The 24,556-nt window shown below is 72.9% G+C and carries 27 protein-coding genes and 1 pseudogene; 12 read left to right on the top strand and 16 right to left on the bottom strand.

The window, feature by feature from the left end:
- Window positions 1-13: 13 nt before the first annotated feature.
- Genes ACZ518_RS03755 through ACZ518_RS03740 form a run of 4 tightly spaced genes read right to left on the bottom strand, consistent with a single transcriptional unit; the run spans window position 14 to window position 4,554 of the window.
- Entirely contained in the window at window positions 14-619 is a 606-nt protein-coding gene (locus ACZ518_RS03755; RefSeq protein WP_469111392.1) for a hypothetical protein, read from the bottom strand.
- Window positions 606-2,267, bottom strand: coding sequence for a substrate-binding and vWA domain-containing protein (locus ACZ518_RS03750; RefSeq protein ID WP_469111391.1), 1,662 nt, complete (start codon window positions 2,265-2,267; stop codon window positions 606-608). The genes ACZ518_RS03755 and ACZ518_RS03750 overlap by 14 nt, the downstream gene beginning before the upstream one ends.
- Complete coding sequence (locus ACZ518_RS03745) at window positions 2,264-3,451, bottom strand: toxic anion resistance protein (RefSeq protein WP_469111390.1); 1,188 nt, start codon at window positions 3,449-3,451, stop codon at window positions 2,264-2,266. The genes ACZ518_RS03750 and ACZ518_RS03745 overlap by 4 nt, the downstream gene beginning before the upstream one ends.
- Window positions 3,448-4,554 (bottom strand): hypothetical protein, encoded by a 1,107-nt coding sequence (locus tag ACZ518_RS03740; RefSeq protein ID WP_469111389.1) that lies wholly within the window; start codon window positions 4,552-4,554, stop codon window positions 3,448-3,450. Before ACZ518_RS03740 ends, ACZ518_RS03745 begins: the two co-directional genes overlap by 4 nt.
- 137 nt (window positions 4,555-4,691) lie before the next feature.
- On the opposite strand from ACZ518_RS03740, the gene ACZ518_RS03735 reads away from it, so the two are divergent.
- Complete coding sequence (locus ACZ518_RS03735) at window positions 4,692-5,114, top strand: hypothetical protein (RefSeq protein ID WP_469111388.1); 423 nt, start codon at window positions 4,692-4,694, stop codon at window positions 5,112-5,114.
- A gap of 464 nt (window positions 5,115-5,578) precedes the next feature.
- On the opposite strand, the gene ACZ518_RS03730 is transcribed toward ACZ518_RS03735, so the two are convergent.
- On the bottom strand, window positions 5,579-5,905 hold the full coding sequence (locus ACZ518_RS03730; protein ID WP_469111387.1) for a VOC family protein: 327 nt from the start codon (window positions 5,903-5,905) through the stop codon (window positions 5,579-5,581).
- A 120-nt stretch (window positions 5,906-6,025) separates the two neighbouring features.
- Here ACZ518_RS03730 and ACZ518_RS03725 point away from each other — a divergent pair, with 120 nt between their 5' ends.
- Window positions 6,026-6,322 carry a helix-turn-helix domain-containing protein gene (locus tag ACZ518_RS03725; protein WP_469111386.1) on the top strand — a complete coding sequence of 99 codons (297 nt, stop codon included), beginning with the start codon at window positions 6,026-6,028 and terminating at the stop codon, window positions 6,320-6,322.
- A 98-nt stretch (window positions 6,323-6,420) separates the two neighbouring features.
- Complete coding sequence (locus tag ACZ518_RS03720; RefSeq protein ID WP_469111385.1) at window positions 6,421-6,837, top strand: nuclear transport factor 2 family protein; 417 nt, start codon at window positions 6,421-6,423, stop codon at window positions 6,835-6,837.
- Between the two features lie 8 nt (window positions 6,838-6,845).
- Here ACZ518_RS03720 and ACZ518_RS03715 read toward each other — a convergent pair whose 3' ends face one another.
- On the bottom strand, window positions 6,846-7,214 hold the full coding sequence (locus tag ACZ518_RS03715; RefSeq protein ID WP_469111384.1) for an Mth938-like domain-containing protein: 369 nt from the start codon (window positions 7,212-7,214) through the stop codon (window positions 6,846-6,848).
- 182 nt (window positions 7,215-7,396) lie between these two features.
- Between ACZ518_RS03715 and ACZ518_RS03710 the strand changes: the two genes are divergently transcribed.
- The 3 genes from ACZ518_RS03710 (at window position 7,397) to ACZ518_RS03700 (ending at window position 9,095) form a co-directional block, all read left to right on the top strand.
- Complete coding sequence (locus tag ACZ518_RS03710) at window positions 7,397-8,611, top strand: helix-turn-helix domain-containing protein (protein WP_469111383.1); 1,215 nt, start codon at window positions 7,397-7,399, stop codon at window positions 8,609-8,611.
- Window positions 8,612-8,701: 90 nt separating this feature from the next.
- On the top strand, window positions 8,702-8,866 hold the full coding sequence (locus tag ACZ518_RS03705; protein WP_469111382.1) for a hypothetical protein: 165 nt from the start codon (window positions 8,702-8,704) through the stop codon (window positions 8,864-8,866).
- The gene (locus ACZ518_RS03700) at window positions 8,859-9,095 is read left to right on the top strand and encodes a hypothetical protein (RefSeq protein ID WP_469111381.1); all 237 of its coding nucleotides are present in this window, start codon (window positions 8,859-8,861) and stop codon (window positions 9,093-9,095) included. The genes ACZ518_RS03705 and ACZ518_RS03700 overlap by 8 nt, the downstream gene beginning before the upstream one ends.
- Window positions 9,096-9,733: 638 nt before the next feature.
- Here ACZ518_RS03700 and ACZ518_RS03695 read toward each other — a convergent pair.
- The gene (locus ACZ518_RS03695) at window positions 9,734-10,144 is read right to left on the bottom strand and encodes an SCO4983 family protein (protein WP_469111380.1); all 411 of its coding nucleotides are present in this window, start codon (window positions 10,142-10,144) and stop codon (window positions 9,734-9,736) included.
- A 137-nt stretch (window positions 10,145-10,281) separates the two neighbouring features.
- Window positions 10,282-11,493, bottom strand: coding sequence for a pyridoxal phosphate-dependent aminotransferase (locus tag ACZ518_RS03690; RefSeq protein ID WP_469111379.1), 1,212 nt, complete (start codon window positions 11,491-11,493; stop codon window positions 10,282-10,284).
- A gap of 397 nt (window positions 11,494-11,890) precedes the next feature.
- Between ACZ518_RS03690 and ACZ518_RS03685 the strand changes: the two genes are divergently transcribed.
- Genes ACZ518_RS03685 through ACZ518_RS03675 form a run of 3 tightly spaced genes read left to right on the top strand, consistent with a single transcriptional unit; the run spans window position 11,891 to window position 13,595 of the window.
- Window positions 11,891-12,448, top strand: a complete 558-nt coding sequence (locus tag ACZ518_RS03685) for a hypothetical protein (protein ID WP_469111378.1) — start codon at window positions 11,891-11,893, stop codon at window positions 12,446-12,448.
- A 44-nt stretch (window positions 12,449-12,492) separates the two neighbouring features.
- Window positions 12,493-12,969 carry a macro domain-containing protein gene (locus tag ACZ518_RS03680; RefSeq protein ID WP_469111377.1) on the top strand — a complete coding sequence of 159 codons (477 nt, stop codon included), beginning with the start codon at window positions 12,493-12,495 and terminating at the stop codon, window positions 12,967-12,969.
- A 59-nt stretch (window positions 12,970-13,028) separates the two neighbouring features.
- The gene (locus ACZ518_RS03675) at window positions 13,029-13,595 is read left to right on the top strand and encodes a GNAT family N-acetyltransferase (protein WP_469111376.1); all 567 of its coding nucleotides are present in this window, start codon (window positions 13,029-13,031) and stop codon (window positions 13,593-13,595) included.
- 102 nt (window positions 13,596-13,697) lie between these two features.
- Here ACZ518_RS03675 and ACZ518_RS03670 read toward each other — a convergent pair whose 3' ends face one another.
- Entirely contained in the window at window positions 13,698-14,096 is a 399-nt protein-coding gene (locus ACZ518_RS03670) for a DUF6083 domain-containing protein (protein ID WP_469111375.1), read from the bottom strand.
- Window positions 14,097-14,253: 157 nt separating this feature from the next.
- On the bottom strand, window positions 14,254-14,733 hold the full coding sequence (locus ACZ518_RS03665) for a nitroreductase family deazaflavin-dependent oxidoreductase (RefSeq protein WP_469111374.1): 480 nt from the start codon (window positions 14,731-14,733) through the stop codon (window positions 14,254-14,256).
- Window positions 14,734-14,836: 103 nt separating this feature from the next.
- On the opposite strand from ACZ518_RS03665, the gene ACZ518_RS03660 reads away from it, so the two are divergent.
- Window positions 14,837-15,889, top strand: a complete 1,053-nt coding sequence (locus ACZ518_RS03660) for a LysR family transcriptional regulator (protein ID WP_469111373.1) — start codon at window positions 14,837-14,839, stop codon at window positions 15,887-15,889.
- On the opposite strand, the pseudogene ACZ518_RS03655 reads toward ACZ518_RS03660, so the two are convergent.
- Window positions 15,796-16,281 (bottom strand): annotated as a pseudogene (locus ACZ518_RS03655) (peptidylprolyl isomerase); the annotation flags it as partial. The gene ACZ518_RS03660 and the pseudogene ACZ518_RS03655 sit on opposite strands and share 94 nt — an antisense overlap.
- Before the next feature lie 157 nt (window positions 16,282-16,438).
- Window positions 16,439-16,624, bottom strand: a complete 186-nt coding sequence (locus tag ACZ518_RS03650; protein ID WP_362472075.1) for a hypothetical protein — start codon at window positions 16,622-16,624, stop codon at window positions 16,439-16,441.
- Window positions 16,625-16,802: 178 nt separating this feature from the next.
- On the opposite strand from ACZ518_RS03650, the gene ACZ518_RS03645 reads away from it, so the two are divergent.
- Window positions 16,803-18,173, top strand: coding sequence for a carbohydrate-binding protein (locus ACZ518_RS03645; protein ID WP_469111372.1), 1,371 nt, complete (start codon window positions 16,803-16,805; stop codon window positions 18,171-18,173).
- 117 nt (window positions 18,174-18,290) lie between these two features.
- Here ACZ518_RS03645 and ACZ518_RS03640 read toward each other — a convergent pair whose 3' ends face one another.
- From ACZ518_RS03640 to ACZ518_RS03630, 3 genes are read right to left on the bottom strand one after another with little or no spacing between them, the layout of a single operon-like run.
- Window positions 18,291-19,304 (bottom strand): YdcF family protein, encoded by a 1,014-nt coding sequence (locus tag ACZ518_RS03640; RefSeq protein ID WP_469111371.1) that lies wholly within the window; start codon window positions 19,302-19,304, stop codon window positions 18,291-18,293.
- Between the two features lie 48 nt (window positions 19,305-19,352).
- On the bottom strand, window positions 19,353-20,933 hold the full coding sequence (locus ACZ518_RS03635) for an N-acyl-D-amino-acid deacylase family protein (protein WP_469111370.1): 1,581 nt from the start codon (window positions 20,931-20,933) through the stop codon (window positions 19,353-19,355).
- Window positions 20,934-20,935: 2 nt separating this feature from the next.
- On the bottom strand, window positions 20,936-22,216 hold the full coding sequence (locus tag ACZ518_RS03630) for an alanine racemase (RefSeq protein WP_469111369.1): 1,281 nt from the start codon (window positions 22,214-22,216) through the stop codon (window positions 20,936-20,938).
- A gap of 497 nt (window positions 22,217-22,713) precedes the next feature.
- Here ACZ518_RS03630 and ACZ518_RS03625 point away from each other — a divergent pair, with 497 nt between their 5' ends.
- On the top strand, window positions 22,714-23,121 hold the full coding sequence (locus ACZ518_RS03625; protein ID WP_469111368.1) for a RidA family protein: 408 nt from the start codon (window positions 22,714-22,716) through the stop codon (window positions 23,119-23,121).
- A gap of 60 nt (window positions 23,122-23,181) precedes the next feature.
- Here ACZ518_RS03625 and ACZ518_RS03620 read toward each other — a convergent pair whose 3' ends face one another.
- Window positions 23,182-24,513, bottom strand: a complete 1,332-nt coding sequence (locus ACZ518_RS03620; protein ID WP_469111367.1) for a M14 family metallopeptidase — start codon at window positions 24,511-24,513, stop codon at window positions 23,182-23,184.
- Window positions 24,514-24,556 lie beyond the last annotated feature (43 nt).

Raw genomic sequence — 24,556 nt, 5'->3', positions numbered from 1 at the left:
CCTCGGCACTCCCTCAGGACTCCCTGCGGCCTTCCAGATAGGTCGTGTGCGTCTGCTGCCGGCGGGCCTCGCGGTCCTGGAGGTCCGCCGCCAGGCGTTCCGCTTCCTCCGACAGCAGCGACAGCTGCCGCTCCAGGTGCCGCTCAGGGGACTCCCCGCCCGGCGTCAGCCGGGTCCACCAGCGGGTCCGGTTGTACGTGTCCACGCACTCCGGCACGTCCAGCCGGACCGCCCGCGCCAGCGAGTGCACCGCTTCCGGATCGGCCCCCAGGACCTGCGCCGGCCAGCCCGGGTCCAGCAGGGCCGCGTACAGGTCCAGCAGCTCGCTCAGCTTCCCCTCGGCGGCCGGCGGCAGCTCCACCTCCGCCACGTACCCGCGCAGCCGGCCCAGGTCCTCCCGTACGAGGTCCAGTTGCTCGGCGGGGCCCGGGAACGGCGGCGGCGGGGTCCGGTCGGGCGGGGCGATCAGCGCGCCCGCCCCGTACAGCCCCGCGATCACCGCCGCCCAGTACGTGCCCGCCACCCCGGCCAGGGTGAGGCCCAGCCCGACGAGCCCGCAGGCGCTGCCCCACAGGTTCTTCTTCGACTCCAGGTACGCGAGCGCTCTACTGGTAGCCACGGATCTCCTCGAACGCCCCGTCCAGCGAACCTCCCCCAGCTACCGATGGGGGGACCCCCACGCCGGTCGCGTCGAAGAGCCGGCCACCGGTCAGCTCCGTGATGTGCGTCAGCTCCTTGCGGTCCGAGTCCCCGAACAGCACCGCGAACACCGGCGTGCGCTTCTGCGCCTCCGGCAGCCCGGCGTAGAAGGAGTCGAAGTCCTTCACCTTGTCGCCGCTCTGCCCGTCCGTCATCAGCACGATCGAGGTGAAAGCGTCGGCGTTGCCCTGCCCCAGGTGCTGGTACGCGGCCTTCAGACTGGCGTAGACGGCCGTGCCGCCCTCCGGGCGCAGCGACTTCACATCACCCCGGATCGCGTCCAGGGCGGGCCCCGGATTGCCCGGCTCGACGACGTGCGTCAGCACCTGCTTCACCTTGTCGCCGAACGGCAGCAGCGTCACCTCCTCGCGGTCCCGGAAACGCCGCCCCGTCCCCGAACTCCCCGTCCCCGTCAGGTCGGTGAGGGCCGAGCGCAGCCGCCCGATCCGGTCCCCCTCCGCCATCGAGCCCGACGTGTCCAGCACGTACACCGTCCGCGAGGGCCGGCGCAGCTCGTTCTCGTACGAGGCCAGCAGCCCGTCCGCCACCGACCGGGCGCCCGGGAAGGGCAGTTCGCGGCGCACCGACGGGTCCAGCCCGGCCGCCGGGGCCACCCCGGCGGCCACCGGCCGCCGGAACGTCTTCTCCGTGATCGCCTTCTGCGCCGCGTCGCCCCGCAGGTACTCCGTGAGCAGCCGGCCCGACTCCCGCGCCCCCGCCGGGGACGAGGTCAGCAGCGTCAGCGGGTAGTGCGCGGTGACCACCCCGTCCTTCGGGCGGATCACCTTCAGCGGGGACTTCGCCCGGTCGTTCATCGACAGCAGCACCGACTCGTAGTTGACCAGCGCGTCCACGTCGTCCCGCTTGGCGTACGCCGTCACGAGCCAGCCCGACGAGCCGGAGGTCAGCTTCTGCCCCTTGAAGAACTCCTTCAGCCGCGGCCGGGCCCTCTGCACGTCCGCGTCGGTCAGCGCCGACTGCGCGCCGGACAGGCCCGAGGCCACCGAGACGAGGGTGGAGAAACCCGAGTTCGAGCGCACCGGGTCCGTCATCCCGTACGTCAGCTTCCCGGCCGCCACGGCCTCCTCGACCGCCGACCAGGTCACCTCCTCCGGCTTCCAGCCCAGGCGGGCCAGCGCCTCCGGCTTGACACCGACGGCGACCGGAGACGACATCACCGGCGTCTCGTTGGCGAGCTTGGCGGCGGCCTCGGGGCGCAGCCGCAGGTAGTCGTTGGAGGACAGCCAGATCGCGTCGTACTTGCCGTCCGCCTTGCCCGAGGCGACCTGCTCGGCCGCGTCCAGGGTCCCCGACCAGGTGAAGTCGACGGAGACCCCGGTGGCCGCCCTGGCGTCCTTCAGGATCTGGGCCATGTCGGTGAGCTCGCTGGAGGCCAGCACCCGCAGCCGGCCCTCCTTGTACTCCTGGGGCTTGGCCCCGCCGGCGGAACCGCCCGTGCCGCCCTGGGCGGGGTCCTCCGAGGTGCAGGCCGTGGCGCCCAGCAGGGTCGCGGCCAGCACCACCGTCGCGGCCAGGCGTCTGCGCAGCCGGGCAGTACTCAGCATCATCGGTCCCCGCCTTCCAGGGCGTTCGCGGTGCGGGTGCGGGCCAGGTGCGCCGAGGCCGCCTGGAGCTCGCCCGTCAGGGACTCCACCGTCGCCGCCATGTTCTCGGTGGCCTGGACCTTGAAGGTGTCGATCGCGTCCAAGGTCTTGTAGATCTGCGCGAAGGCCGTACGGAGGGTCTCCGCGCCCACGGCCGGGTCGGCGGCGATCCGCTGGATCTCGCCGCTCTGGGTGGCCAGCATCTCCGCGTTCCCCCGGATCAGCTCCTCGGTGGTGCCGCGCAGGGCGTCGACCTGCTCGACCACCTTGCGCTGGTTGTCGAGGGCCGACGCCAGCATCACCGCGATGCGCAGCGCCGAGACGGTGGTCGTCGCCGCCCGGTCGACACCCCTGATGAGCTCCTCGTTGTTGCGCCGGACCACGTCCATCGCCAGGTAGCCCTGCGCGCACACCGCCAGCTGCGTCAGCAGGTCCTGGTGCTTCTGGCGGACGGGGAACAGGACGTCGGCGCGGAGCGCGTCCGCCTGGGCGGGATCGGTGTGCCCGGCCTCGGTGATCCGCTGCTCGACGGCCGCGTCCAGGGCCTCGGTGAGCACCGCGTACTCCTGGAGCTTGCCCATCGTCTCCCACAGCCGGGCCCGCTCGGTGTGCAGGGCGGCGTTGTCGCGGCGCAGCTCGTCCTGGCCGCCGCGAAGCGCGCCGACGATCCGGTCCAGGGTGGCCTGGGAGGAGGCGTACTTGGCCACGTGGTCGCGGAACCTGTTGCCGCCCGGCAGCTTCGCCAGCAGCTTGCGGGCCCCTTTGGCGGGCGCGTCCCGCGGGTCGAGGTCCTCGACGGTGCGGCGCAGCTCGACCAGCGACCCCGCCACCCGGGCCTGGGCGTCCCCGCCGCCGTCCGGGCCGAGGGAGCGTACGGCCCGCTCCAGCATCCGGTTCGACTGGTTGGCCGCGGTGCGCATGTCGGCGGAGCCGAGCGCGGTGATGTCGTTGATGCGGCTCGCGAACTCCGGGGAGCGGGCGTCGACGCCGGCGAGCCGGCCGACGTACTCCCCGGCCCGGCGGGCCATCTCCTCCTGGACACCGTCCTGGAGCGGTACGAGACCGGAGGCCTGCTCGCGGCGGACGGCGGGGACCGGCTCGGGTGCGGTCAGCACGAGCGGGCCGTCCTCGGGCGGTGTCAGTGTCACGGCGTGCCCCCCTGCCCCTTGGCGCGGCCTGCCAGCGCCGTCAGGACCTTCACGGTCGGAGCGCTGACCTGGCGGATCCCGGTCAGCTCCGGGTTCAGGTACCCGGCGTACTGGGTGGTGGCGGCGGAGAACTCGGCGGTGCCCTCCTGGGGGCGGAAGCCGTGCCGCACGGCCAGCTCGCGCAGCTTCTTGTCGGTGGCGAGGAGCGTGCCGAGGTCCTTGGCCTTCTCGCCGAGCGGCACGAAGGTGTGCGGGGAGTTCACGGTGGTGTCCGGGTACAGCACGACCATGCCCGCCGCCTCCCCGGTGGTGGCCTGCTTCTGCAGCAGCAGCGCGGCGACCTGCGCCTCGTAGGCGAGGACCAGCGGCTCGCCGCTGCCGCTGATGAAGGAGCGGAAGGGGCCGTCGGTGCTGGGTTCCAGGGAGCCCTGGACGGAGATCAGCTTCCGGAGGAGCGGGGCCGTGCGCTCGATGCCGGCGTCGTCGGAGACGACCGTCTTGTTGTTGGCCACGTTGGAGGTGGCGCCGATGAACAGGGCGCCGGAGTTGGAGGTGGAGGGGTCGGAGGTCTTGATGAAGACCGTGCCGTTCAGTTCCGTGTGGGCCGCCGAGCCGGGGAGCTGCTGCCAGGTGCGGTCCTCGCCGGCCGCCTTGAGGAAGGGCTCCATCAGGAGGGTGCCGGTGTTCTTGCCGTTCATCTTGGCGAGGCCGTTGTCGGCGAGGACGCGGGCCGCGTTGGCGCGGGCGATGACCACGAGGGGGGAGAAGAAGGGCTTCGCGCTCTGCGCGCCCTTCACCCCGGCCTTCGCGGCGATCTCGTCGGCGGGCTCGCTGCTGCTGGGGAAGGCGAAGTCGTACTCCTTGAGGGCCAGCTGGTCCATCGCCCAGGAGCCCGAGGTCTCGGTCTTCACGGTGTAGCCCTTGGTTGCAAGGGCCTTGACGACGTCGGGGTCACGGAAGAACTCGGACTTCTCCGACCCGATGACGCCACGCACGGTCTTCGTTGCCGTGCCCTCTGATGTTCCGGTTCCCCCGAGGACGATGACGGCGATCACGCCGCCCATCAGGAGGACCGCCAGAGCGATTCCAAGGATGCGTCTCACGGGGGCAGCCTGCTCACGGAAACCCACATTCCGCGCGGGGTTGGGTGAACGCCGGGTGTCCAGACGGTCCCGCTTCGAAATGGTGTCCGGGTTGGCGGGTGCTGGTGGGCGGGGGCGGGCGGCGGGAGGATCGGGGCATGGCACTGAAATGGCAGGGGTGGGCGGTCGGCATGGTGGGCCTGTCCTGCCTGCTGGTCTTCGCCCCGCTGGGGCTGTACGTGTGGGCCAGCGGAGGCCCTTCCGGCCCGGAGGGCCGTGCGGCCGCCCCGCCGGAGGTACGGGTCAGCGGGTGCCGGATCGACCCGCCGAGCCGGCGCGCGGTGGCGGTCCTGGAGGCCCGGGGCGAGGGCTCGTACGTCGCCACGGTCGAGTTCCGCGACCGCCCGCCCGCACAGCCGGACGCCCGGGAAACCCGCACCCTGGTCCGCCTCCCGGGCCTCACCCCGGACACCCCGCCGGCCCGCACGGAGGCCATCGGCCCGGTGTGGGCCCCGGGGGCGGGGGTGTGGTGCGGGGTGGCGGGTGTGGTGGGGGAGGCGGGTGTGGCGGGGGAGGGGTGAGGGGAGCGGTAGCCCCTTGGGCGGTCTCGCAGCTGGTTTGGGGGTTTCCCGTCAGTCCCATCGTCCTTCCGTGTCGGGCCGGCCTGTCAAGGGCGCTCCTTCGTCGCGTCACTTCGTGATCGCCTTCGGCGACCCTTGACAGCCCGTCCCGCCCCGGAAAGCCGAAAGACTGACGGGAAGCCCCCAAAAGAACGGCACGGTCCATGGTGGGAGGGGCGGCCGTGTCAGCGATGAGCGACGGGGCCGGGCGTCGGCCGGCCGGGCATCCGGGCCCGTGGATGCCGGATTCGGGGCCGGGGGCGCGACTGCGCGCACGAGAGGTTGATCAGAGCGACCTCCGGAGCACCCACGCAGCAAATCGCTACGCGCTCCTGTCATCTCGGCGTCCGACGGCCGTCTTTGGCTGATACCCGCACCAGAGGTTGATCAGGGCAGCGGGGGAAGCGCATGGGCGCGTCGGATCGCTACGCGCTTCTCCCGTCTCGGCGGCCGACGGCCGTCCGGGGCTGCTCCGGGGTGGTCAGGACGACCGTGCGGCCGTCGGGGTCGGTCAGGGTGTGGCGGGCGGGGGAGTCGGTGGGTGGTGCCGTCAGGTCGAGGCGCAGGTAGCCCGTCTCGGGGCGGCGGGTGGCGGGGTAGAGCTCCAGGACGCTGCCGTCGGCGAGGGTCGCGGCGTAGTGGTCCGGGCCGTTGCCGTGGCGCTCCGGTACGAGGGCGAGCCCGAGGCCGGCGTAGAAGTCGCGGCACTCTTCGAGCCGGTTCGTGTAGATGACGAGCAGGTCGATGGTCATGCGGGTCGTCCGAGCATCTGTCTTCCCTCCGTCGGGCGGGTTACCGGCCAACTCGGTTTGCACGCAGGGGTGATGCGGCACCTCTGGTATCCCGCTCAAGGTATACATACCATTGGGGGTATGCCAAGGAAGAATGAGCTCGACGAGCGGGACCTCGCCTACCGGATCGCCCAGGCGGTGTACGACCGGCGGATGGAGCTCGGCTGGTCGCAGCGCCGGCTGGCGGAGGCGGCCGGCATGAGGCAGCCGCACGTCTCGCGGCTGGAGGCTGCCAGGAGCCTGCCGAGCCTCGACGTCCTGCACCGGGTCGCGGAAGCGATGGGTACCGACCTGACCGTGTGCCTGGTGCCCCGCGAGGCCGAGGAGCCGGCCGTCGACCCCACCGGCGGCCGGGGCCGTCCCGCGCCCGCCTGCTAGCTGCCTTACTTCAGAGGTAATCGTCTTGGTGTGCCCGCGCTGGCAGCATCGGTGATCTCCCCGCGTCGGACGACGCGGACCAGGACGGAGGGGCAGTCATGGACACGCGCACGGTGGTCGAGGAGTTGCTGCGCAGGATCGGCGAGGGCGATGCCGAGCGCATCGCCGAGTTGTACGCCGACGGGGGCGACTGGAAGCTCGACTGGCCGGAGGCCGAGCACGGCCGTCCCGCCACGCCGTGGATCCGCCACCGGTCCACCCGGGCCGACGCGGCCGCGCACTACCGCGCGCTTGCCGAGCACCACGTGCCGGAGTGTGCGGCGACCGAGGTCGAGCGGATCCTCGTCGACGGAAGCGACGCGGTCGTGCTCGGTGAGATCCGTCAGACCGCCCGGAGCACGGGGCGTGCGTACCGTGCGAGGTTCGCCCTGCACCTCACCGTCGAAGGCGGCCTCGTCACCCGGCACCACGTCTACGAGGACAGCCTGGCCGTCGCCCAGGCCTTCGGATCCTGAGCGGCCCCTCAGCAGGTGGAGTGGAACAGCCCGCCGACGGCCTCCCCGGCCCCGGCCAGCCTGTTGTACAGGCCGACGGCGGCCCTGGTCTCGTCGACGTGCACGGTGACCCCCGCCTCCCGCAGCACCCGCAGCGCCTCCGGAGCCGTCTTCAGCCGCCGCTCCATCCCCTGGCTGAGGACGACGACCGCACATCCGCGCTCCAGCAGTTCCCGTACCTCCCCCGCCTGGATCCCGGGTTCGTGCCGCGTCCCGTGCACGCCCCAGTCCCAGGCGCTCCCGCCGCCGGGATAGAGCACGAAGTCCTTGGCCGCCGGGAGCCCTTCGACCTCCATCTCGCCCCAGGAGACGTGCGTGATCAGCGGAGACCGGTCCATCGGGCACCCTTCGTCGTCGTTGCCGACCATGTTCCCAACCACGCCGGGCAGTCGCCATCGCCTTCTCGATCGCCTCGAAGTACCGGCACAGCTGAGCAGCCGGCGCTCCGCCGCGGCCAGGGCTATCCTCCGCCCGGTTGGATCGGCGGTGCTCTGGGACCGGCGAGGCGTAGTTTGGCCGTATGGCTTCTGAGCACCTGGGTGACCGGCTGAGCCGTCTTCGCCGCTTCGCCGACCTGACTCAAGAGGGTTTGGCGGAGCGATCCGGTGTGTCCGTCGACGTGGTGCGCAAGTTGGAGCAGAGGCGCAAGCACAGCGCCAGACTGCCCACGCTGCACGCCCTGTCCAAGGGGCTGGGCGTCGAGCTGACGAGCCTGCTGGGCGATCCGCCCGGGGTGCCCTCGAACGGTGAGGCGGATTCCCCGGCGCTCGTGGCCGTGCGGCGCGCAATAATGCCGCCGTTGTTCGCCCCGCCCGTCGAGCCGACCGGTGTGGAGCGGTTGTCGCTCCCGCTCCTGCGGGCCGAGTTGGCGGCCGGATGGACCCTGTACCACTCGGCGGACTTCGGTCGCCTCATGGAGGTGCTGCCGGGCATCATCGCCGATGCCAGACTCCTCGCCGCCGTCGGGAACGTGGATCAGAGAGCGGCCGGTCAAGCGGCCCTCGGCAAGGCACTGCAGCTTGGCGGACACCTGGCCATTCGTCTGGGGAAGACGGACCTCGCCCTCTCGGCGCTGGAGCGGGCGTACGCCGCAGCGGGAGACTCGTCGGACCCCCTGCTTGCTCCGATGCTGTCGAACTCCGTCGCTTGGGCCTACCAGAGGCAGGCCAGGTTGGACGACGCGCGGAATCTGGCCGTGCACGCGGCGGACGCGGTGGAGCGTGAACACACCAGCACCTCGGAGGGTGTTCGCGTCTGGGGCGGACTGTTGATGTCCGCCGCGACGTCGTACGCGCGGAGCGACGACTACGTGACGGCCAACGACATGATGGTGACTGCCGAGAAGGCGGCGGGCCGACTGGCCACGCTGCCGCCGCCGGCCGACAGCAAACTCGTGTCGGTGTTCAGCCGGTCGTCGGTGCGCATCGAGCGGGTCCGCCTCGCGGTCCAGCACGAGCGCCCGGAGGAGGCCCTGGCGCTAGCCAAAGGGATAAGGCTCAGCAAGGACACGCCGCCTTCGTGGCGGACGTGGCTGCTCCTGGATCTGGCGCGCGCCCATGCGGACTTGGGGGATGCTGCTGGGGCGCTGAAGGCCCTGGAGAGGCTGCGGAAGGTTGCCCCGGGGTGGATGCGGCACCACACCTTGGCCGTGGCGATCGTCACGGACCTGTGGGCAGGGCCGCACCATCCCCCGGGCCTGCGGCAGCTGAAGGACTTCCTCGGCATCGCCAACTAAGCGCCCGAAAGTGGGATGTTGCATCCCTGTAGTCCGTCGCCGGCCAGCGAGAGCATCAGTCCGTCCGGCAGACGAAGCGAGGGACGCAACATGGCCACAGCCGCGCACGAACAGGCGACCACCCATCCGCTCGACCCAGACAGCCCGTGGTCGCGGACACAAACAACCAGCAGCCCCGGCACCGACCTGCTCGACCGTGCGCTCGTCGGCTGGGAGCGCTTCCTCGAAACCTTCGAGGGAGCGCCCGATGAGTGAGTGCTACGAGTACGTCCCCCACCGCCTCCTCCACCGCCGTGTCCGCGACATCGCCTCCGGCACCGAAGGCGTCCTCATGGCCGTGATCAACGAGAACATCTCCGACACCGGCATCGAGCACTGGACGGAGCTCGCCTACATCCGCAACGCCTCGGGCCGCGAGTTCACCACCGCCGCCACCAACGTCGAACCCGCCTACGACCAGCCCCGGACGGCCGTCGGACGCTGAGATCCGAGAAGCGCGTAGCGATCTGACGCGCCCATGCGCCTCCTCGGCTGCTCTGCTCGTCCTCTGGTGCAGGTATCAGCCGCAGACGGTCGCCGGCCGCCGAGATCGGAGAAGCGCGTAGCGATCTGGTGCGCCTGGTGCTCCGCAGGTCGCTCTGATCAACCTCTCGTGCGCATAGTCGCGCCCCCGGCCCGGAACCAGGGATCAAGGCCCCGGATGCCCGGCCGGCCAACGCCCGGCCCCTCGCCCATCCCTGACGGACCGTCCCCCCAACCATCGACCGTGCCGTTCCTTTGGGGGTTTCCCGTCAGTCTTTCGGCTTTCCGGGGCGGGTCGGTCGGTCAAGGGTCGCCGAAGGCGATCACGAAGTGACGCGACCGAAGGGAGCGCCCTTGAGGGACCGGCCCGAACCGGAAGGACGATGGGACTGACGGGAAACCCCCAAACCAGCCGCGAGACCGCCCCGCCGAAACCCCGCCCCCCGACCCCACCGCCCCGCACCCAGAGGCGGAGGCGGGTGGGCAGCCACCGCCCGGCCCCTGCCCCTCGAGGGGGAGATAGCGGGCCCGGGGCGTGGCGGAACCCGCAAAAGCCGTGGCACCCGGTCCGGAGCCTGCGCGGTCCCGGACCGGGGCCGGTCAGTGGGCGCCGGCCCGGTCGGGGGCTTCGAGGGCGGCGGTGTGGGCGTCCATGCGCTGGGCCGCGAGGATCGCCGCGGCGGTGTCGGCGCGGGACGCGGCGACGAGCAGGGCGCGGGCGGCGAGGTCGTGGGCGCGGCGGTGGAGGGTGCGGGCGTCGGCGCCGTCGGCCAGGGCGGGGTGGGCGACGCGGACGGGGTGCGACCCGCGCAGGCGGGTCACCTGGGCTGCGATGCGTACGGCACTGTCGTCGAGGCCGAGTTCGTCGGTGACGGCGAGCAGCGCGGCGAGGTGTCCGGCGAGCTGGATGTCGAGGGCTTCGCCCCGGCTGCTCTGCGGGTACCCGGCGGTTTCGGTGCGGCCGGCGTCCACTCGGTGGACGACCGACTTCGAGCGGCTCGGTTCGTACATGAGGAGGCCTCCTGCTTGGTCAGGAGGCCATCCTACATTGGAACCGGTCTAAGGTTGAGTCGAATCTTGGTAGAGCGGGGCCGGAGCGGACCCGCGTCGGCCCGCCCCCCGCCTATCGCCCCCGCCTACCGCCCCGCCTACGGCTGCCCGTACCCGTCCAGGAAGCGGCCGATCCGGGTGACCGCGTCCGCGAGGTCCTTCGGGTTGGGCAGGGTCACGATGCGGAAGTGGTCGGGCTCGGGCCAGTTGAAGCCCGTGCCGTGGACGACCATGATCTTCTCGGCCCGCAGCAGGTCGAGGACCATCTGCCGGTCGTCCTTGACCTTGTAGACCGCTGGGTCCAGCCTCGGGAACAGGTACAGCGCGCCCTTCGGCTTCACGCACGTGATGCCCGGGATCTGGGTCAGCAGGTCGTACGCCGTGTCGCGCTGCTCCAGCAGCCGCCCGCCCGGCAGCACCAGGTCGGCGATCGACTGCCGCCCGCCCAGCGCCGTGGCCACGGCGTGCTGCGAGGGCATGTTCGCGCACAGGCGCATGTTGGCCAGGATCGTCAGGCCCTCGATGTACGACGAGGCGTGCTTCTTCGGTCCGCAGACCGCCATCCAGCCCGCCCGGTAGCCGGCCACGCGGTAGTTCTTGGACAGCCCGTTGAAGGTCAGGGTCAGCAGGTCCGGGGCGATCGCCGCGGTGTTCGTGTGCGTGGCACCGTCGTACAGGATCCGGTCGTAGATCTCGTCGGAGCAGACCACCAGGTTGTGCCGGCGGGCGATGTCCGTCAGGCCCCGCAGCATCTCGTCGTCGTAGACGGCGCCGGTCGGGTTGTTCGGGTTGATGATCACGATCGCGCGCGTGCGGTCGGTGACCTTGCGCTCGATGTCCGCGAGGTCGGGCATCCAGTCGGACTGCTCGTCGCAGCGGTAGTGCACGGCGGTGCCGCCGGCCAGCGCGACCGACGCGGTCCACAGCGGGTAGTCCGGGGCGGGGACCAGTACCTCGTCACCGTCGTCCAGCAGCGCCTGCATCGACATCTGGATCAGCTCGGAGACGCCGTTGCCGAGGTAGATGTCCTCGACGTCCAGGTGGATGCCCTTGGTCTGGTAGTGCTGCATGACCGCGCGCCGCGCCGACAGCAGGCCCTTCGCGTCCCCGTAGCCGTGGGCGTTGCCCAGGTTGCGGAGCATGTCCTCGAGGATCTCCGGCGGGCACTCGAAGCCGAAGGCCGCGGGGTTGCCGGTGTTCAGCTTGAGGATGCGATGACCTGCTGCTTCGAGCCGCATCGCCTCTTCGAGGACGGGTCCGCGGATCTCGTAGCAGACATTGGCGAGTTTCGTTGACTGGATCACCTGCATGACGGGAGCTTACGGGCCCGCCCGCCGGCCCGCTCGGCCGTTCCGGGGGAATTCCACCGAGCGATATGCCCTATTTCGCGCGATGTAGTGGTGGTGCCGCCGTCCACCCTTTGAAACGGCGGCCGGGCCGCCGTCCGGCCTGCGGAATGGGGTGAGGGAGGGGAAAGCGGCGGCCGCCGGTGTTGCGCTCGTCACCCCGCATCGCCACCCACCCGATCTACCCCTGAGTAGGGTCCGGGGCCCGGCCGGGCTGTGTCCGGGCCTGTGTCCGGGCCTGTGTCGGGGCTCACGGTTCCGGCTCGCGGACCCGGATTGACGGAAAGGGCTCTTTAGGTGAGCCTTACCTTGCTTTGACGCGGCTGACGGAGCCGCGCCCCACGTTCCGGAGCCCGCCGCCATGTCGTCCCCACCCGCCAGACTCGCCCCCCGCCCCGTCCGCCTCTACGACTCGTGGTGGACCGTCGCGGCGGGGGCCCTGTGTGCGCTGGTCGTCCTGGCGGCGGGCCTGTGGTGCTCGCTCCACATGCAGGCCGACGAGGCCATGCACTCCGCCGCGCTGTTCGCGCACCTCGCCTCGCTGGTGCTGGGCTTCGGCGCGGTGCTGTCCGCCGACTACTACGGCCTGCTGTGGGCCACCGGCCGCTGCGGCCTGGCGGAGGTCGTCGCCACGACCTCCCGGCTCCACGTCCCGATCTGGGCCGGCCTCGGGGGCCTCGTGGTGAGCGGCCTGATGCTCCACCCGGACCTGACCTCCCCGCTGACCCTCACGAAGATCGGCCTCGTCGCCCTGCTGACCGTCAACGGCCTCCAGGCGGGCCTGCTGGGCCGCCGCCTCGAAGCCGCCACCGGCGAAGTCGGCCGCGGCCTCCTGCTCTGGGGCGGCGCCACCGCCCTGGTCTCCCAGGCGTGCTGGTGGGGCGCGGTCGCCATCGGCTTCCTCAACACCAACCGCTGAGGCGGGCCGGGGCCGTTGTCAGTGCCGCCGCCTACCGTGGGTGCATGAAGCCGCTCACGATCATTTCCGGGGACGCGACGAGTCCGCAGGCCAAGGGCCCCAAGCTGATCGCACACGTCTGCAACGACATGGGCGGCTGGGGGAAGGGCTTCGTGGTCGCGCTCTCGCGGCGCTGGCCCGAGCCGGAGGCCGAGTTCAGGGCCTGGCACCGCGGGCGCAGCGGCAACGACTTCGGGCTCGGGGCCGTGCAGGTGGTGCGGGTGAAGCCCGACGTGTGGGTGGCCAACATGGTCGGCCAGCGCGGGATACGCACCGGCAGCGGCGGCCCGCCCATCCGCTACGACGCCGTCGAGCGCTGCCTCGGCGCGCTCGCGGACCACGCCCTGGAGCTGGGGGCGAGCGTCCACATGCCCCGCATAGGGTGCGGGCTCGCCGGCGGCAAGTGGCCCCGTGTCGAACCGCTGATAACCGAGGCGCTCTGCGCGCGGGACGTGGCCGTGACGGTGTACGACCACGCGTGAGGTGACATGCGGGGCCTGTCGGCGGCGGCCGGGGCGTGGCGGCGTGGCAGCATCGCGGCATGCGCTTCCGATACGCCACCGAGGCCGACGCGCCCGCCATGGCCCGGCTGTTCGCCGCCAACCACCACGACGCCCTCACCGAGGAGCAGCGGGCCGCGCAGGGCTTCGTGCAGGGGGCCTTCGGCATCGACACCCTGCGCGGCATGGCCCGGGACGGGGAGCTGCTCGTGGCCGACGCCGGGCACGGGCGGGTCGCCGGGCTGCTCGCGCTGTCGGTCGCCGAGGACATGGGCGACCCGCCGGCGGCGGTGCTGGGGCTGCTGCGTGCCCAGTCCGAGCTCAGCTGGCAGGGGCGCCCGCTGGGCGAAGTGCCGTGGCTGCTGTACGGGCCCGTCGTGGTCGACGCCGCCTTCCGCGGGCACGGCGTGGCCCGGGGCCTGTTCGGGATGGCGGTCGAGGCCTCGGCCGGGCGCGCCGAGGCGCTGGTCGCCTTCATCGAGGCGGGCAACGCCGCCTCCTGGCGGGTGCACGTCGACGCCTTCGGCATGACCCCGCTCGGCGAGTACACGGTCGACGGCCGCACCTACACCGCCGTCGCCACCCCGGCCGAGCAGCCGGCCGCGTAGCCACGGCTCACCGGGCTGAGGTCCAGCCCCGTTCGCGGAGCCGCTCGAAGCCGTCCAGCAGCAGGTCCCGGGCGAACGCGAACCTCGCCGGATGGCTCCTGGTCAAGGGGTTCCGGCCGGACGGGACTGGGGGCACACGTACCAGTGGCTGATCCGGCACGTGTCCGTCGGCGAGGCCGCGCCCAGGTTGGCGGCCGTGCCGTCGGGGGCGATCCGCCAGCGCTGCCCCGCCGGGACGGCGTGCGTGGGGAAGGAGCCGGGCTCCATCAGGACCCACTTCCCGCGCCCGGTCCGGTGCCAGTGCGCCGGGCCGCCGCACCGCCGGCAGCAGGCCGCCGGCCGGGTCCCGGGGTCGGTGTCGGGGGCGGGGCCGGGTTCCGTCCGGCGGGGCCGGCCCATGGTGGTGACGAGGGCGTCCGCCAGGACCTTGGCGAGGAGGAAGGGCCCGCCGTCCCGACCGCCGTCCCGGCCGCCGCCCTGCTCCCGCGCGTTCGTGCTCAACCGTCCCCCTCCTGGCCCCGTTGGTAGCCGATCGGGGGGAGGGTCGTCCACGGTTACGCCGGGTACTGACCCGAAGGGGTGAAGGCGTGGCGGTGCCCGCCGCCGGGATGCCGGCGGCGGATCGATTCGCCTCCGCGGGGACCCCGGGGGCGGCCCGTCACCCCTCCACGATCACCAGCGGCAGCTCCCGGGGCCACGCCAGCGCCTGGTAGTCCTCGTAGGCCGGCCAGAGCGCCGTCAGCGCCTCCCAGTACGTCTCCCGCTCGACCGCGTCCGCCGTGTGCGCCCACGCCGCGAAGGTCCGGGTGCCCACCTGGAGGCGGACCTCCGGGTGCGCGGCCAGGTTCCCGTACCAGGCGGGGTGGCGGGGCCCGCCCGAGCCCGCGGCGACGACCAGGTACCGGCCCTCGTCCTCGGCGTAGATCAGCGGCGTGCGCACCGGCCGGCCCGTGGCCCGGTCGAGGGTGGTCAGGAGCAGGGTCGGGACCCCGTGCCACAGGTGTCCGTCGGTGCCGCCGCTCGCCACGTAGGTCCGTACGTGATCGAGCCGCGGCCCGGGGTGCGGGTCCGTCGGGTGGTCCCAGTCGACCGGGGCGGCCGGGGCGGCCGGGGCGAGCGGCGCGGCAACACTGTTCATCTGACCTCCGTAGGGCGTCCCCCGGAGCGCTAACGACTCTTCACCGATTCTGGATGCGCCGGACCCGTAGCGCATGCCGGCAGGTCTGGACCAAGCTCGGACCATGGATCTGGAGCTGAGGCACCTCAAGATCGTCAGAGCAGTCGCGGACGCCGGCAGCCTGACCCGCGCCGCCACCGCCCTCGGGCTCGCGCAACCCGCCCTGAGCGGCCAGCTCAAACGCATCGAGCGGGCCCTGGGCGGCGAACTCTTCGAGCGCGGACGGGACGGCGTACGGACCACCGCGCTCGGCGAGCTCGTGCTGGAGCGCGCCCGGGTACTGCTGCCCGCCCTGTCCGAGCTCCAGGAGGAGGCGGTGCGCTTCGCCCGCGGCGGTGCCGCCGGCTACCGGCTCGGCGGCACCCACGGGCCGCTGCTCGGCGGGCTCGTCGACCGGATCGCCCACCAGGAACCGGGGGTGCCGGTGACCACGTACACGTCCTGGTCGGAACGGGAGATCGCCCAGGGCGTGGCCGCGGGCCGGCTGGACTTCGCGCTGGTCGGGGCCTGCGGCGAGAGCGCCCCGCCGGAGCCCGGCCGGCTCGCCTGGCTGGAGGTGGCCCGGGACCCGGTCCACGTGATGCTGGCCGAGGACCACCCGCTGGCCCACCGCCCCGAGATCGAGCTGGCCGAGCTGGCCGCCGAGGCCTGGACCGACGTACCCGGCGACGGCTGCTTCGGGGACTGCTTCGCCGCGGCCTGCGTCCGCGCCGGGTTCACGCCCGCCTGCGTCTACGAGACCGACACCGCGTCCTGCGTGCACCTGGTCCAGGTCGGCCGGGCCGTCGGCCTCTGCCGGGCCACCTTCCCCGTCACCCCCGGGGTGGTGGCCCGGCCGCTCGCCGGGAGCCCGCTCGTCTGGCGGCACCTGCTGGGCTGGCACCCCGCGGCGCCGGCCGCGGCCCGGGCGCCGGGCGTACTGGCGCACGCCCGGTCCGCACACGCGGAGGCGCTGGCCCGCTCCTCGGGCGCCGCGGCCGGTCGGCCCTCCGCCGGTCAGCCCTCCGCCGGCCGGCCCGCCGTCGCCTTCTCGATCACCACCGGGACCAGCGGGACGTCCCCGTGCCCGCCGGCCCGGCCCGTGCGGACGGCGGCGATGGAGTCCACCACGTCCTGACCCCCGCTGACCGTGCCGAAGACGGCGTAGCCCCACCCGGCCGGGGTCGGGGCGGTGTGGTCCAGCGCCGGGTTGTCGGCGGTGTTGATGAAGAACTGGGAGGTCGCCGAGTGCGGGACGCTCGTACGGGCCATCGCCACCGAGTACCGGGTGTTCTTCAGCCCGTTGTCCGCCTCGTTGCGCACCGGTTCGCGTACGGGTTTCTGCCGCATGTCGGCGGTGAAGCCGCCGCCCTGGTTCATGAAACCGGGGATCACCCGGTGGAAGACCGTGCCGTCGTAGTGGCCGCTCTCCACGTACGCGAGGAAGTTGGCGACCGTGGCCGGCGCCGCCTCCTCGTGGAGGTCGATGACGATGGTGCCGAGGCTGGTGGTCAGCTTCACCTGAGGCATGAGGGGTCCGGTCCCTTCGGGTGCGAAACGTGCCCATCAGCTTCGCAGAGGGTGATGGCGGGGACACGGGCCGGGGCCGGGTGGCGGGGGCGGGGCAGGCCTCGGCCCCGGGGGTGGCCCCGGGGTCGTGGGTCCGGCAGCCTTCGGTCGGCGGGCGTTACGGGAGGTAGCGCTCGATGACCTGCGGGCCCTCCTTCTCGATCAGCTTCCGCGCCGCTTCGACCCGCTCCGGAGTCGGGTCGTGGCCGGTCGCCATCACCAGGTCCTCGGGGTCGTACGCGCGCTCTCCACCGGTGAAGAGCCGGTCCGACCGGGTGGGCTGCTCGTTGGTTTCGCTGTCCATCGGATACCTCCTACCGTGCCCCCCAGGCCCCCATCCTGCGGCCCCCGCCCCATGAACGCACCCCGGGGGCCGGGGCCGCCCGGCCATAACACCGGGGGAGGGGCCAACCGGCAGCTCCCGTACGCCGGTTCGGATTCCTACGGTTTCGGTGACCCCCACTGATCCGAGGAGATCCACCATGCTCGAACGACACGCCCGCGCGGCGTGTACCGCCCTGGCCGCCGCCGGGCTGCTGCTGGCCGGCACCACCGCCGCCGGGGCCGCCACCCCCACCGCGGACCCGGCCGCCCCGCAGAAGTCCGCGACGGCCACCCTGCGGCCCGGCGACGCGCCCGCCGAACTGCTCACCGCCCTCCAGCGCGACCTCGGCCTGACCCCCACGCAGGCCAAGGACCGGCTCGCCCACGAGGCCGAGGCGGGCGCCACCGCCGCCCGGCTGCGCGCCCGGCTCGGCGCCGCCTTCGCGGGCGCCTGGGTCGACGGGGCCGACTCCGCCACCCTGACGGTGGCCACCACCCGCGCCGCCGACGCCGCCGCGATACGCGCGGCCGGGGCGAAGGCGAAGCTGGTCACCCGCTCCCTGGCCGACCTGGACGCCGCGAGGGCCGGCCTGGACCGCGCCGCCACCACCGAGACGCCCGTCCGGTACGTCGACCCGCGCACTAACACCCTCGTCGTGGAGGAGACCCGGCCGGGCGCGGCCGCCGGGCTGCTGGCCGCCACCGGCACCGACCCCGCCCTCGCCACGGTCGTGCGCACCGCCGCGGAGAAGTCCCCGCGCCCGCTGTACGACCTGCGCGGCGGGGACGCGTACTACATGAACGGCCAGGGCCGCTGCTCCGTCGGCTTCCCGGTCACCAGGGGGACCACCCAGGGCTTCGCCACCGCCGGCCACTGCGGCCGCGCCGGGACCGGCACCAGCGGCTTCAACCAGGTCGCGCAGGGCTCGTTCCAGGCGTCGGTGTTCCCGGGCAACGACATGGCCTGGGTCGCCGCCAACACCAACTGGACCGCCACCCCGTACGTCAAGGGCAGCGGCGGCGCGAACGTCCAGGTCACTGGCTCCGTCCTGCAGCCCGTCGGCTCATCCGTCTGCCGCTCCGGATCCACCACCGGCTGGCACTGCGGAACCGTCCAGCAGCACGGCACCAGCGTCACCTACCCCGAGGGCACCATCTCCGGCGTCACCCGCACCACGGTCTGCGCCGAGCCCGGGGACTCGGGCGGCTCCTACATCTCCGGCAGCCAGGCCCAGGGCGTGACCTCGGGCGGCTCCGGCGACTGCACCAGCGGCGGCACCACCTTCTTCCAGCCGCTGAACCCGATCCTGTCCGCGTACGGCCTGACCCTCAAGGTCACCGGCTCCGACCCGGGCCCCGGCCCCGGCCCCGAGGACCCGCAGCCCGGCGGCACCTGGAAGGCCGGCACCGTCTACGCGGCCGGGGACACGGTCACGTACGGCGGCGCGGGCTACCGCTGCCTCCAGGGCCACCAGGCCCAGACGGGCTGGGAGCCGTCGGTGGTCCCGGCGCTCTGGCAGAAGCTGTAGGCCCGGCCGCGGGGACCCGCGCGCAGGGGGTGCCGTGACGGCCGAGGGGGGGGGCGTCACGGCACCCCCGCACGGCGTTGCCCAGGGCCTGTCCGGCCGTGATCCGCCGGACAGGCCCTATACCAGGGCTGTCAGGGTGGCCAGGGCGCCGATCGCGACCAGCGCGCCGCAGATCGACAGGTTGACCGTCCGGTGCTCCCAGAACACCGCGACGAACTCGCGCAGCGTGGCGCTCGGCAGGAAGTAGCGGGCCGTCGGCGAACCGACCACCTGCCCGTTGACCCCCGTCTTGCGGGCCAGCATCGCGGCCCGGAAGGCGTGGAAGTTGTTGGTGACGACCACGCACCGGTAGCCCGGCTTGTCCGCCAGCATGATCCCCTTCGAGAAGAGCATGTTCTCCTCGGTCGTGGCCGAGTTCTCCTCCAGCCTCACGTGCTCCGCCGGGACGCCCTCCGCGATCAGCCAGTCGGCCATGGCCCGCGCCTCCGAGACCCTCTCGTCGGAGCCCTTGCCGCCCGAGGTGAGCAGCACCGGCGGGCGCGAGCCGCGGGCCAGCTGGGCCTCGTAGATCTGCTGCCCCTTGCGCAGCCGCGAGGCCAGCAGCGGCGGCACCCGGTCCCCGCCGATCAGGCCGGAGCCCAGCATCACCACGTGGTCGACGTCCCCGCGCACCTTGATCCGGCCGTAGAGGAAGGCGTACCCGAGGAAGCACAGGAAGATGAAGGCGACGTAGGCGACGACCAGGGTCAGGGTCGCGGCCATGCCGGTCAGGGCGGTGGAGTGGAACATCGGGACGGCGATCAGCAGCGCGATCATCCCGAAGATGCCGAGCCCCGCGAGCATCGACAGCAGGTTGGCCGGGCGGCGGCCCTCCTTGCGGATCATCGTGACGCCGTTGGCGATCAGGAAGCCGCCGATCGCCATCGTGCCGAGCACGGGCGCGGTGAAGGCCAGCGCGATGATCGTCAGAGCCGCCCACGAGGGCAGGGCCGTCACCTTGAAGAGCAGGGCCGCCGACAGCGTGATGAAGGTCAGGCCGAGCAGCACGGCGTTGCTGAAGCGGCGGCGGTCCTTGAAGGCACTCACGCAGAAGGCGAGGAAGAGGAGGGCGGGGAGGAGGAAGACGGCCATGCAGTTCATCGTATGTGCAGGCCGTGAACGTCCGGGGGGACCAAAGTCCTACCGAGAGGCCGGTGTTCTGCGCACCGTCCGGCCGGCCAGGACGTCCGTCCGCCTTCCGTCCCGCATGACGAAGCGTCCGTCGATCAGGACGTACGGGATCCCCGTCGGCAGCGCGCGCGGCCGCTCGTACGTGGACCCGGCCGCGACGGTCTCCGGGTCGAAGAGGACCAGGTCGGCGCGGAAGCCCTCGCGGACGAGCCCCCGGTCGGGCAGCCGCAGCCGCGCGGCCGGGCGGCCCGAGAGGTGCGCCACGCACTCCTCCAGGGACAGCACGCCCAACTCGCGCACGTAGCGGCCGAGGTAGTGCGGGAAGGTGCCGTACGCGCGGGGGTGCGGCTTCGCGCCGTGCAGGATGCCGTCGGAGCCGCCGGTGTGGACGAGGTGGCGCATGATCGCCCGGACGTTCTCCTCGTGGCCGACGTGCTGGAGGACCGTCGGCCCGAGCCGGTCGCCGATCAGCAGCCGCCGCGCGGTCTCCCAGCCGTCGAGGCGGGTGCCGACGTGGCCGCCGTACGCGGGGTCGTTCGTCCCGGAGACCTCCACGGACGCCCAGTCCACCGGCACCCCGTGGCAGCCGTCGGAGCCCTCCACCTCCAGGGCGTACCGGATCCGCCGGGCGGTGTCCTCGTCGCGCAGCCGCGCCAGCAGGGCCTCGGGGCCGCCCTCGTGCGCCCAGCCGGGGAGCAGCGCGGCGAGGGTGGTGCAGCCGGGGGCGTAGGGGTAGCTGTCGAGGGTGACGTCGGCGCCGCCGGCGAGGGCCGAGTCGAGCAGGGCCAGCAGTTCGGGGGCCCGGCCCTCGTTCTCCCCGAAGTTCATGGTGGCGTGCGCCAGGTGCAGGGCGCAGCCGGCCTCGCGGGTCAGGGTGAGCATCTCGGCGTAGGCGGCGAGCGCGCCGCGCCCGTACGAGCGGTGGTGCGGGCAGTAGTAGCCGCCGTACCGGGCCACGACCAGGCACAGTTCGGTGAGTTCGGCGCCGGAGGCGTACATGCCGGGGGTGTAGGTGAGCCCGGAGGACAGGCCGACGGCGCCCTGTTCCAGTCCCTCGGCGACGAGCTGCCGCATCCGGTCGAGTTCGGCCGGGGTGGCGGGGCGGTCGTCCCAGCCGAGGGCGTACGCGCGGACGGTGCCCTGGGGCACGAGGTAGGCGGCGTTGACGGCGGTGCCGCGTCCGCCGTGGGCGCGGTCCAGCCGGTCGAGGTACTCGCCGACGGTGCGCCAGTCGAAGTCGACGTCGTCCCCGGGGCCGTTCCAGCCGGCGATGGCGGTCCGTACGCCGGCCAGGGTGCGTGCGTCGGCGGGCGCGTAGGACAGGCCGTCCTGGCCGATGACTTCGAGGGTGACGCCCTGGGCGGCCTTCGCGCCGTGGTCCGGGTCGCGGAGCAGCGCGAGGTCGCTGTGGGCGTGCATGTCCACGAACCCGGGGGCCAGGGCCAGCCCGTGGGCGTCGAGGGTCTGCCGTCCGCCGGCCGGGATCCGGCCGATGGCGGTGATCCGGCCCTGGTGCACGGCGACGTCCGCGGTGTACGAGGGCCCGCCCGTGCCGTCGACGACACGGGCGCCCCGGATGACGAGGTCCACGGCTAGAAGAAGGTCCGGACGTAGTCGCTGACCGTGCCGTCGGCCTCCACGACCGGGATCAGCGGCCACTTCTCGAAGATGGTGCAGGGGTGCGACATGCCGAGCGCCACCCAGTCGCCGACCTGCACGTCCTCGGCGGAGCCGGTCTCCAGCCAGGCGTGCTGGTCGGAGAGCTTGACGACGCGGATGCCGGTGGCGGGGCGTTCGCTGCCGTCGAGGGCGTCGCGGACCAGCTCGGCCTCGGGCAGGCCGAGGTCGTAGGCGATGTCGCGCTTGCCGGCGTTGACGAAGGCCTGGGTGGGGGAGGGACGGGAGACGACCTGCGTCCAGAGCCGGAAGGCGGGGCGCAGTCCGCCCTCCTCCGGGATCCGGTTGAAGGGGGTCAGGCGGCCGTACCAGCCGTGGTCGTGGGACACGTACGCCCCGGAGCGCAGCAGTTTCAGTACGGGCCGGGACAGTTCGGGCAGCTCCTCGAACACGTCGGCGACGGCGTCGAACCAGGCGGAGCCGCCGGCGCTGACGACGATCTCCTCGACGTCGGGGCCGAACCGTCCGGCCTTGTCGAACTCGACGGCGAGCCCGGTGAGCCGGCGCAGCCAGGCGTGCACCTTCTCCGGGTCGGCGTCGGGCACCTCGGCCTCGTAGCCGGCGATGCCGACGAGGCGCAGGGTGTCGGTGGCGGCGACCGCGTCGGCGACGGCCCGGCAGTCCTCGTCGGTACGGGCCCCCGTACGCGCCCCCTCGCCGGCCCCGAGCTCGACGACCACGTCCAGCACGGCGCCGTGGCCCTGGAGGGCCCGGTCCATGAGCCGGACCCCGCGCACGGAGTCGACGTAGCAGACGAAACGGAAGCCGGGATCGGCGACGAGCTCGGCGGCGACCCAGCGCAGGGCGGCGGGGTCGACGAGCTCGTTGGCGAGGAAGATGCGCGGGATCCCGAAGGCGCGGTAGACGCGGGCCTGGTGGGGGACGGCGGCGGTGATGCCCCAGGCGCCGTGCGCGAGCTGGCGCTCGAAGAGCTGCGGGGCCATGCAGGTCTTGCCGTGGGGCGCGAAGGCGAGGCCGTGGCGGGCGGAGTACTCGCCGAGCACGGCGAGGTTGTGCGCGAGCGCGTCGGCGTCGAGGGTGAGGACGGGGGTGGTGAACCCGCCGGTGTGCAGGTCCCGCCCCTGCGCGGCGAGCTCCCCGACGGTGAGGCCCGCCGTCTGGGCGTCCGGGGGCAGGCCCTTGAACCGGTGGTCGACCGGTTCGTCGGCGAGCCGTCGGACTGCGTCGCTGCCCATGGGGTCCTCCTGGGGTGGTGCGGATGCGCTGTGCGTGGTGCCTGTGGTCTAACACCCGGGGGGACGAGGGTCAACGCCGCCCCGGTTCCCCTTCTCGACGCGGTCCTCGCACCGCTCAGCGCTGGCGCGCTTCCCGGGCTTCGGGCCCGCTGCGCCGGACTCCGTCCGGCGGACCCGGGGCGGGGCCGGTTTCCCTGGCTGGGGCCGGTGGCTCGTCTGCGGGTGGGCGGCCGCTACGCGGGGCCGTCCCCTGCCCGCCCTTCCACCGTTCCTCCCCCAACTACCGCTGGGAGGTACCCCCAGGGCTCCGCCCGGACCCGCGCCTCACACGCCGGCGGGGCTGGATCTCGCGGGGGGCTGGGGGCGGAGCCCCTGGAGCGGGCGGTGTCGCTCGTCCTCGCGAACCGGTCGAACGGGCGCCACGCGCGGGTCCCCCCGCTGACACCATCAGCGGGGGAAACACACCCCGCACCGATACGAACGCAGAGGACCCCTCCGTGAGCGAGAAGACCGCCGTCACCCCCGAGTCCCACCCCGCCCCGCCCGCGAAGTTCTCGCACGGCGTCCGGAAGGGCAACATCCTCCAGGTCGCCGGCCAGGTCGGCTACCTGCCGCACGTCGAGGGGCAGCCGCCCACCACCGCCGGGCCGGCGCTGCGCGAGCAGACCCTCCAGACGCTGGAGAACGTCCGCTCCGTGCTGGAGGCCGGCGGCGCGGGGTGGGACGACGTGGTGATGATCCGCGTCTACCTGACCGACACCGGCCACTTCGCCGAGATGAACGAGATCTACGACACCTACTTCGAGGAGCAGGGCGTCAAGGTCCCCGCCGCGCGCACCACGGTGTACGTGGGCCTCCCGGCCGGGCTGCTGATCGAGATCGACGCCCTGGCCGTGCTGGGCTGACGCGGACCCGCGAAGGGGGCGCCCCCCTGGCGGTGGGGCGCCCCGGCTCGGCGGTGCGCGCTAGGCGCAGTACTGGGCTTCCTTGCCGATCGAGCGGTACATGCAGTCCGCGTTCTCCAGCAGCTGGAGCACCGCTTCCTTGTTGCGCGCCGTCTCGCGGTCGATGACCTCGTCGGGCGGGTAGAAGCCGCCGCCGCCGTTCGACGGGTACATCTCGAAGGTGTAGGCGAAGATCTTCTGGTTGCCCCACAGCCAGTCGTCGATCGTGCCGTCGGTGATGTACAGGTCGCTCGACTGCTCGGGCGTGTAGCCGTTGCTGGCGGCCATGCTCGTGCCGATCTTCTTGTACACGGCGAGGTCGTCGGCCGTCAGGCCCGGCGCGGTGTCGTTGTACGTGTAGCCGAACGGCCACAGCACCAGTTCGCTGTACGTGTGGAAGTCGATCGCGGCCGTGATCTGCTGCTTGCCGCCGACCACGCGGGTGCGGACGAAGTCGGAGACGGCCTTCACCTCGGGCGCGGAGGCCGCGGCCGGCCCGCGGTAGGTCTCGGAGCTCTTGCTGCTGCTGGAGCCGCCGCAGCAGCCCCACTTGTAGTCCCAGTTGCGGTTCTCGTCGGTGCCGACGTACGAGGAGCCGCTGTTGGGCTGGCGGTTCTTGCGCCAGGAGCGGTAGGAGCCGGTGGCGATGTCGTACTCGCCGCCGTCCGGGTTGAGGTCCGGGATGATCCAGATCTCGCGCTGGTTGACCATGTTCGTGATCCGGCTCTCGGTGCCGTACTTGGAGCCGAACTCCTTGAGCAGGTACAGGGCCATTTCCACGGTCAGGTGCTCGCGGGCGTGCTGGTGGGCCGTGAAGAGGACCTCGGGTTCGGCCTCGTCCGTGCCGGCGTTGTCGCTGATCTTGATGGCGATGAGGTCGCGGCCCTGGTACGACTTCCCGATGACCTGCTTGCTCATGATCCCGGGGTACTGGGCGATGCGCTGGTCGATCTCCGCGTTCGCCTCGGCGTAGTTGTGGTACCTGGAGTCCGCCGACGGGAAGTCCATCGGGGCCGCCGCGACGCCCCGCTCGCCGCGGTCGGGCGGGCCCGGCAGCGGGGTCAGGGTGTACCCCAGCGCGCGCAGGCTCTTGGCCTGCATGGGGTCGGCGCTGACGACGACCGAGCGGGCGTCCACCTCGTCGATCGAGGCCCCGGTGCGCAGCAGGGCCGTGCGTTCGGCGGCCGTGGAGGGGCCCTGGATCTCGTACTGGGCGATCGCCTCGTCCTGCGTCGCCGTGGACGGGGTGGGCGGGGGTGCTGCCGTCGCGCTCATGCCGTAGGCGGGTGCGCCGAGCGCGAGCGCCAGCAGGGCCGCGGTGACGGCGGCCCTTCGGCGGGTGTGGAGCCGCATGCGTTCTCCTGGGTGGGAGTGTGGGGGTAGCCGTGCGGACGCG

The sequence above is a fragment of the Streptomyces sp. NPDC033966 genome, assembly GCF_055575955.1.
The sequence above is the reverse complement of the archived record's forward strand: the minus strand, read 5'-3'. Positions and strand labels throughout refer to the sequence as shown.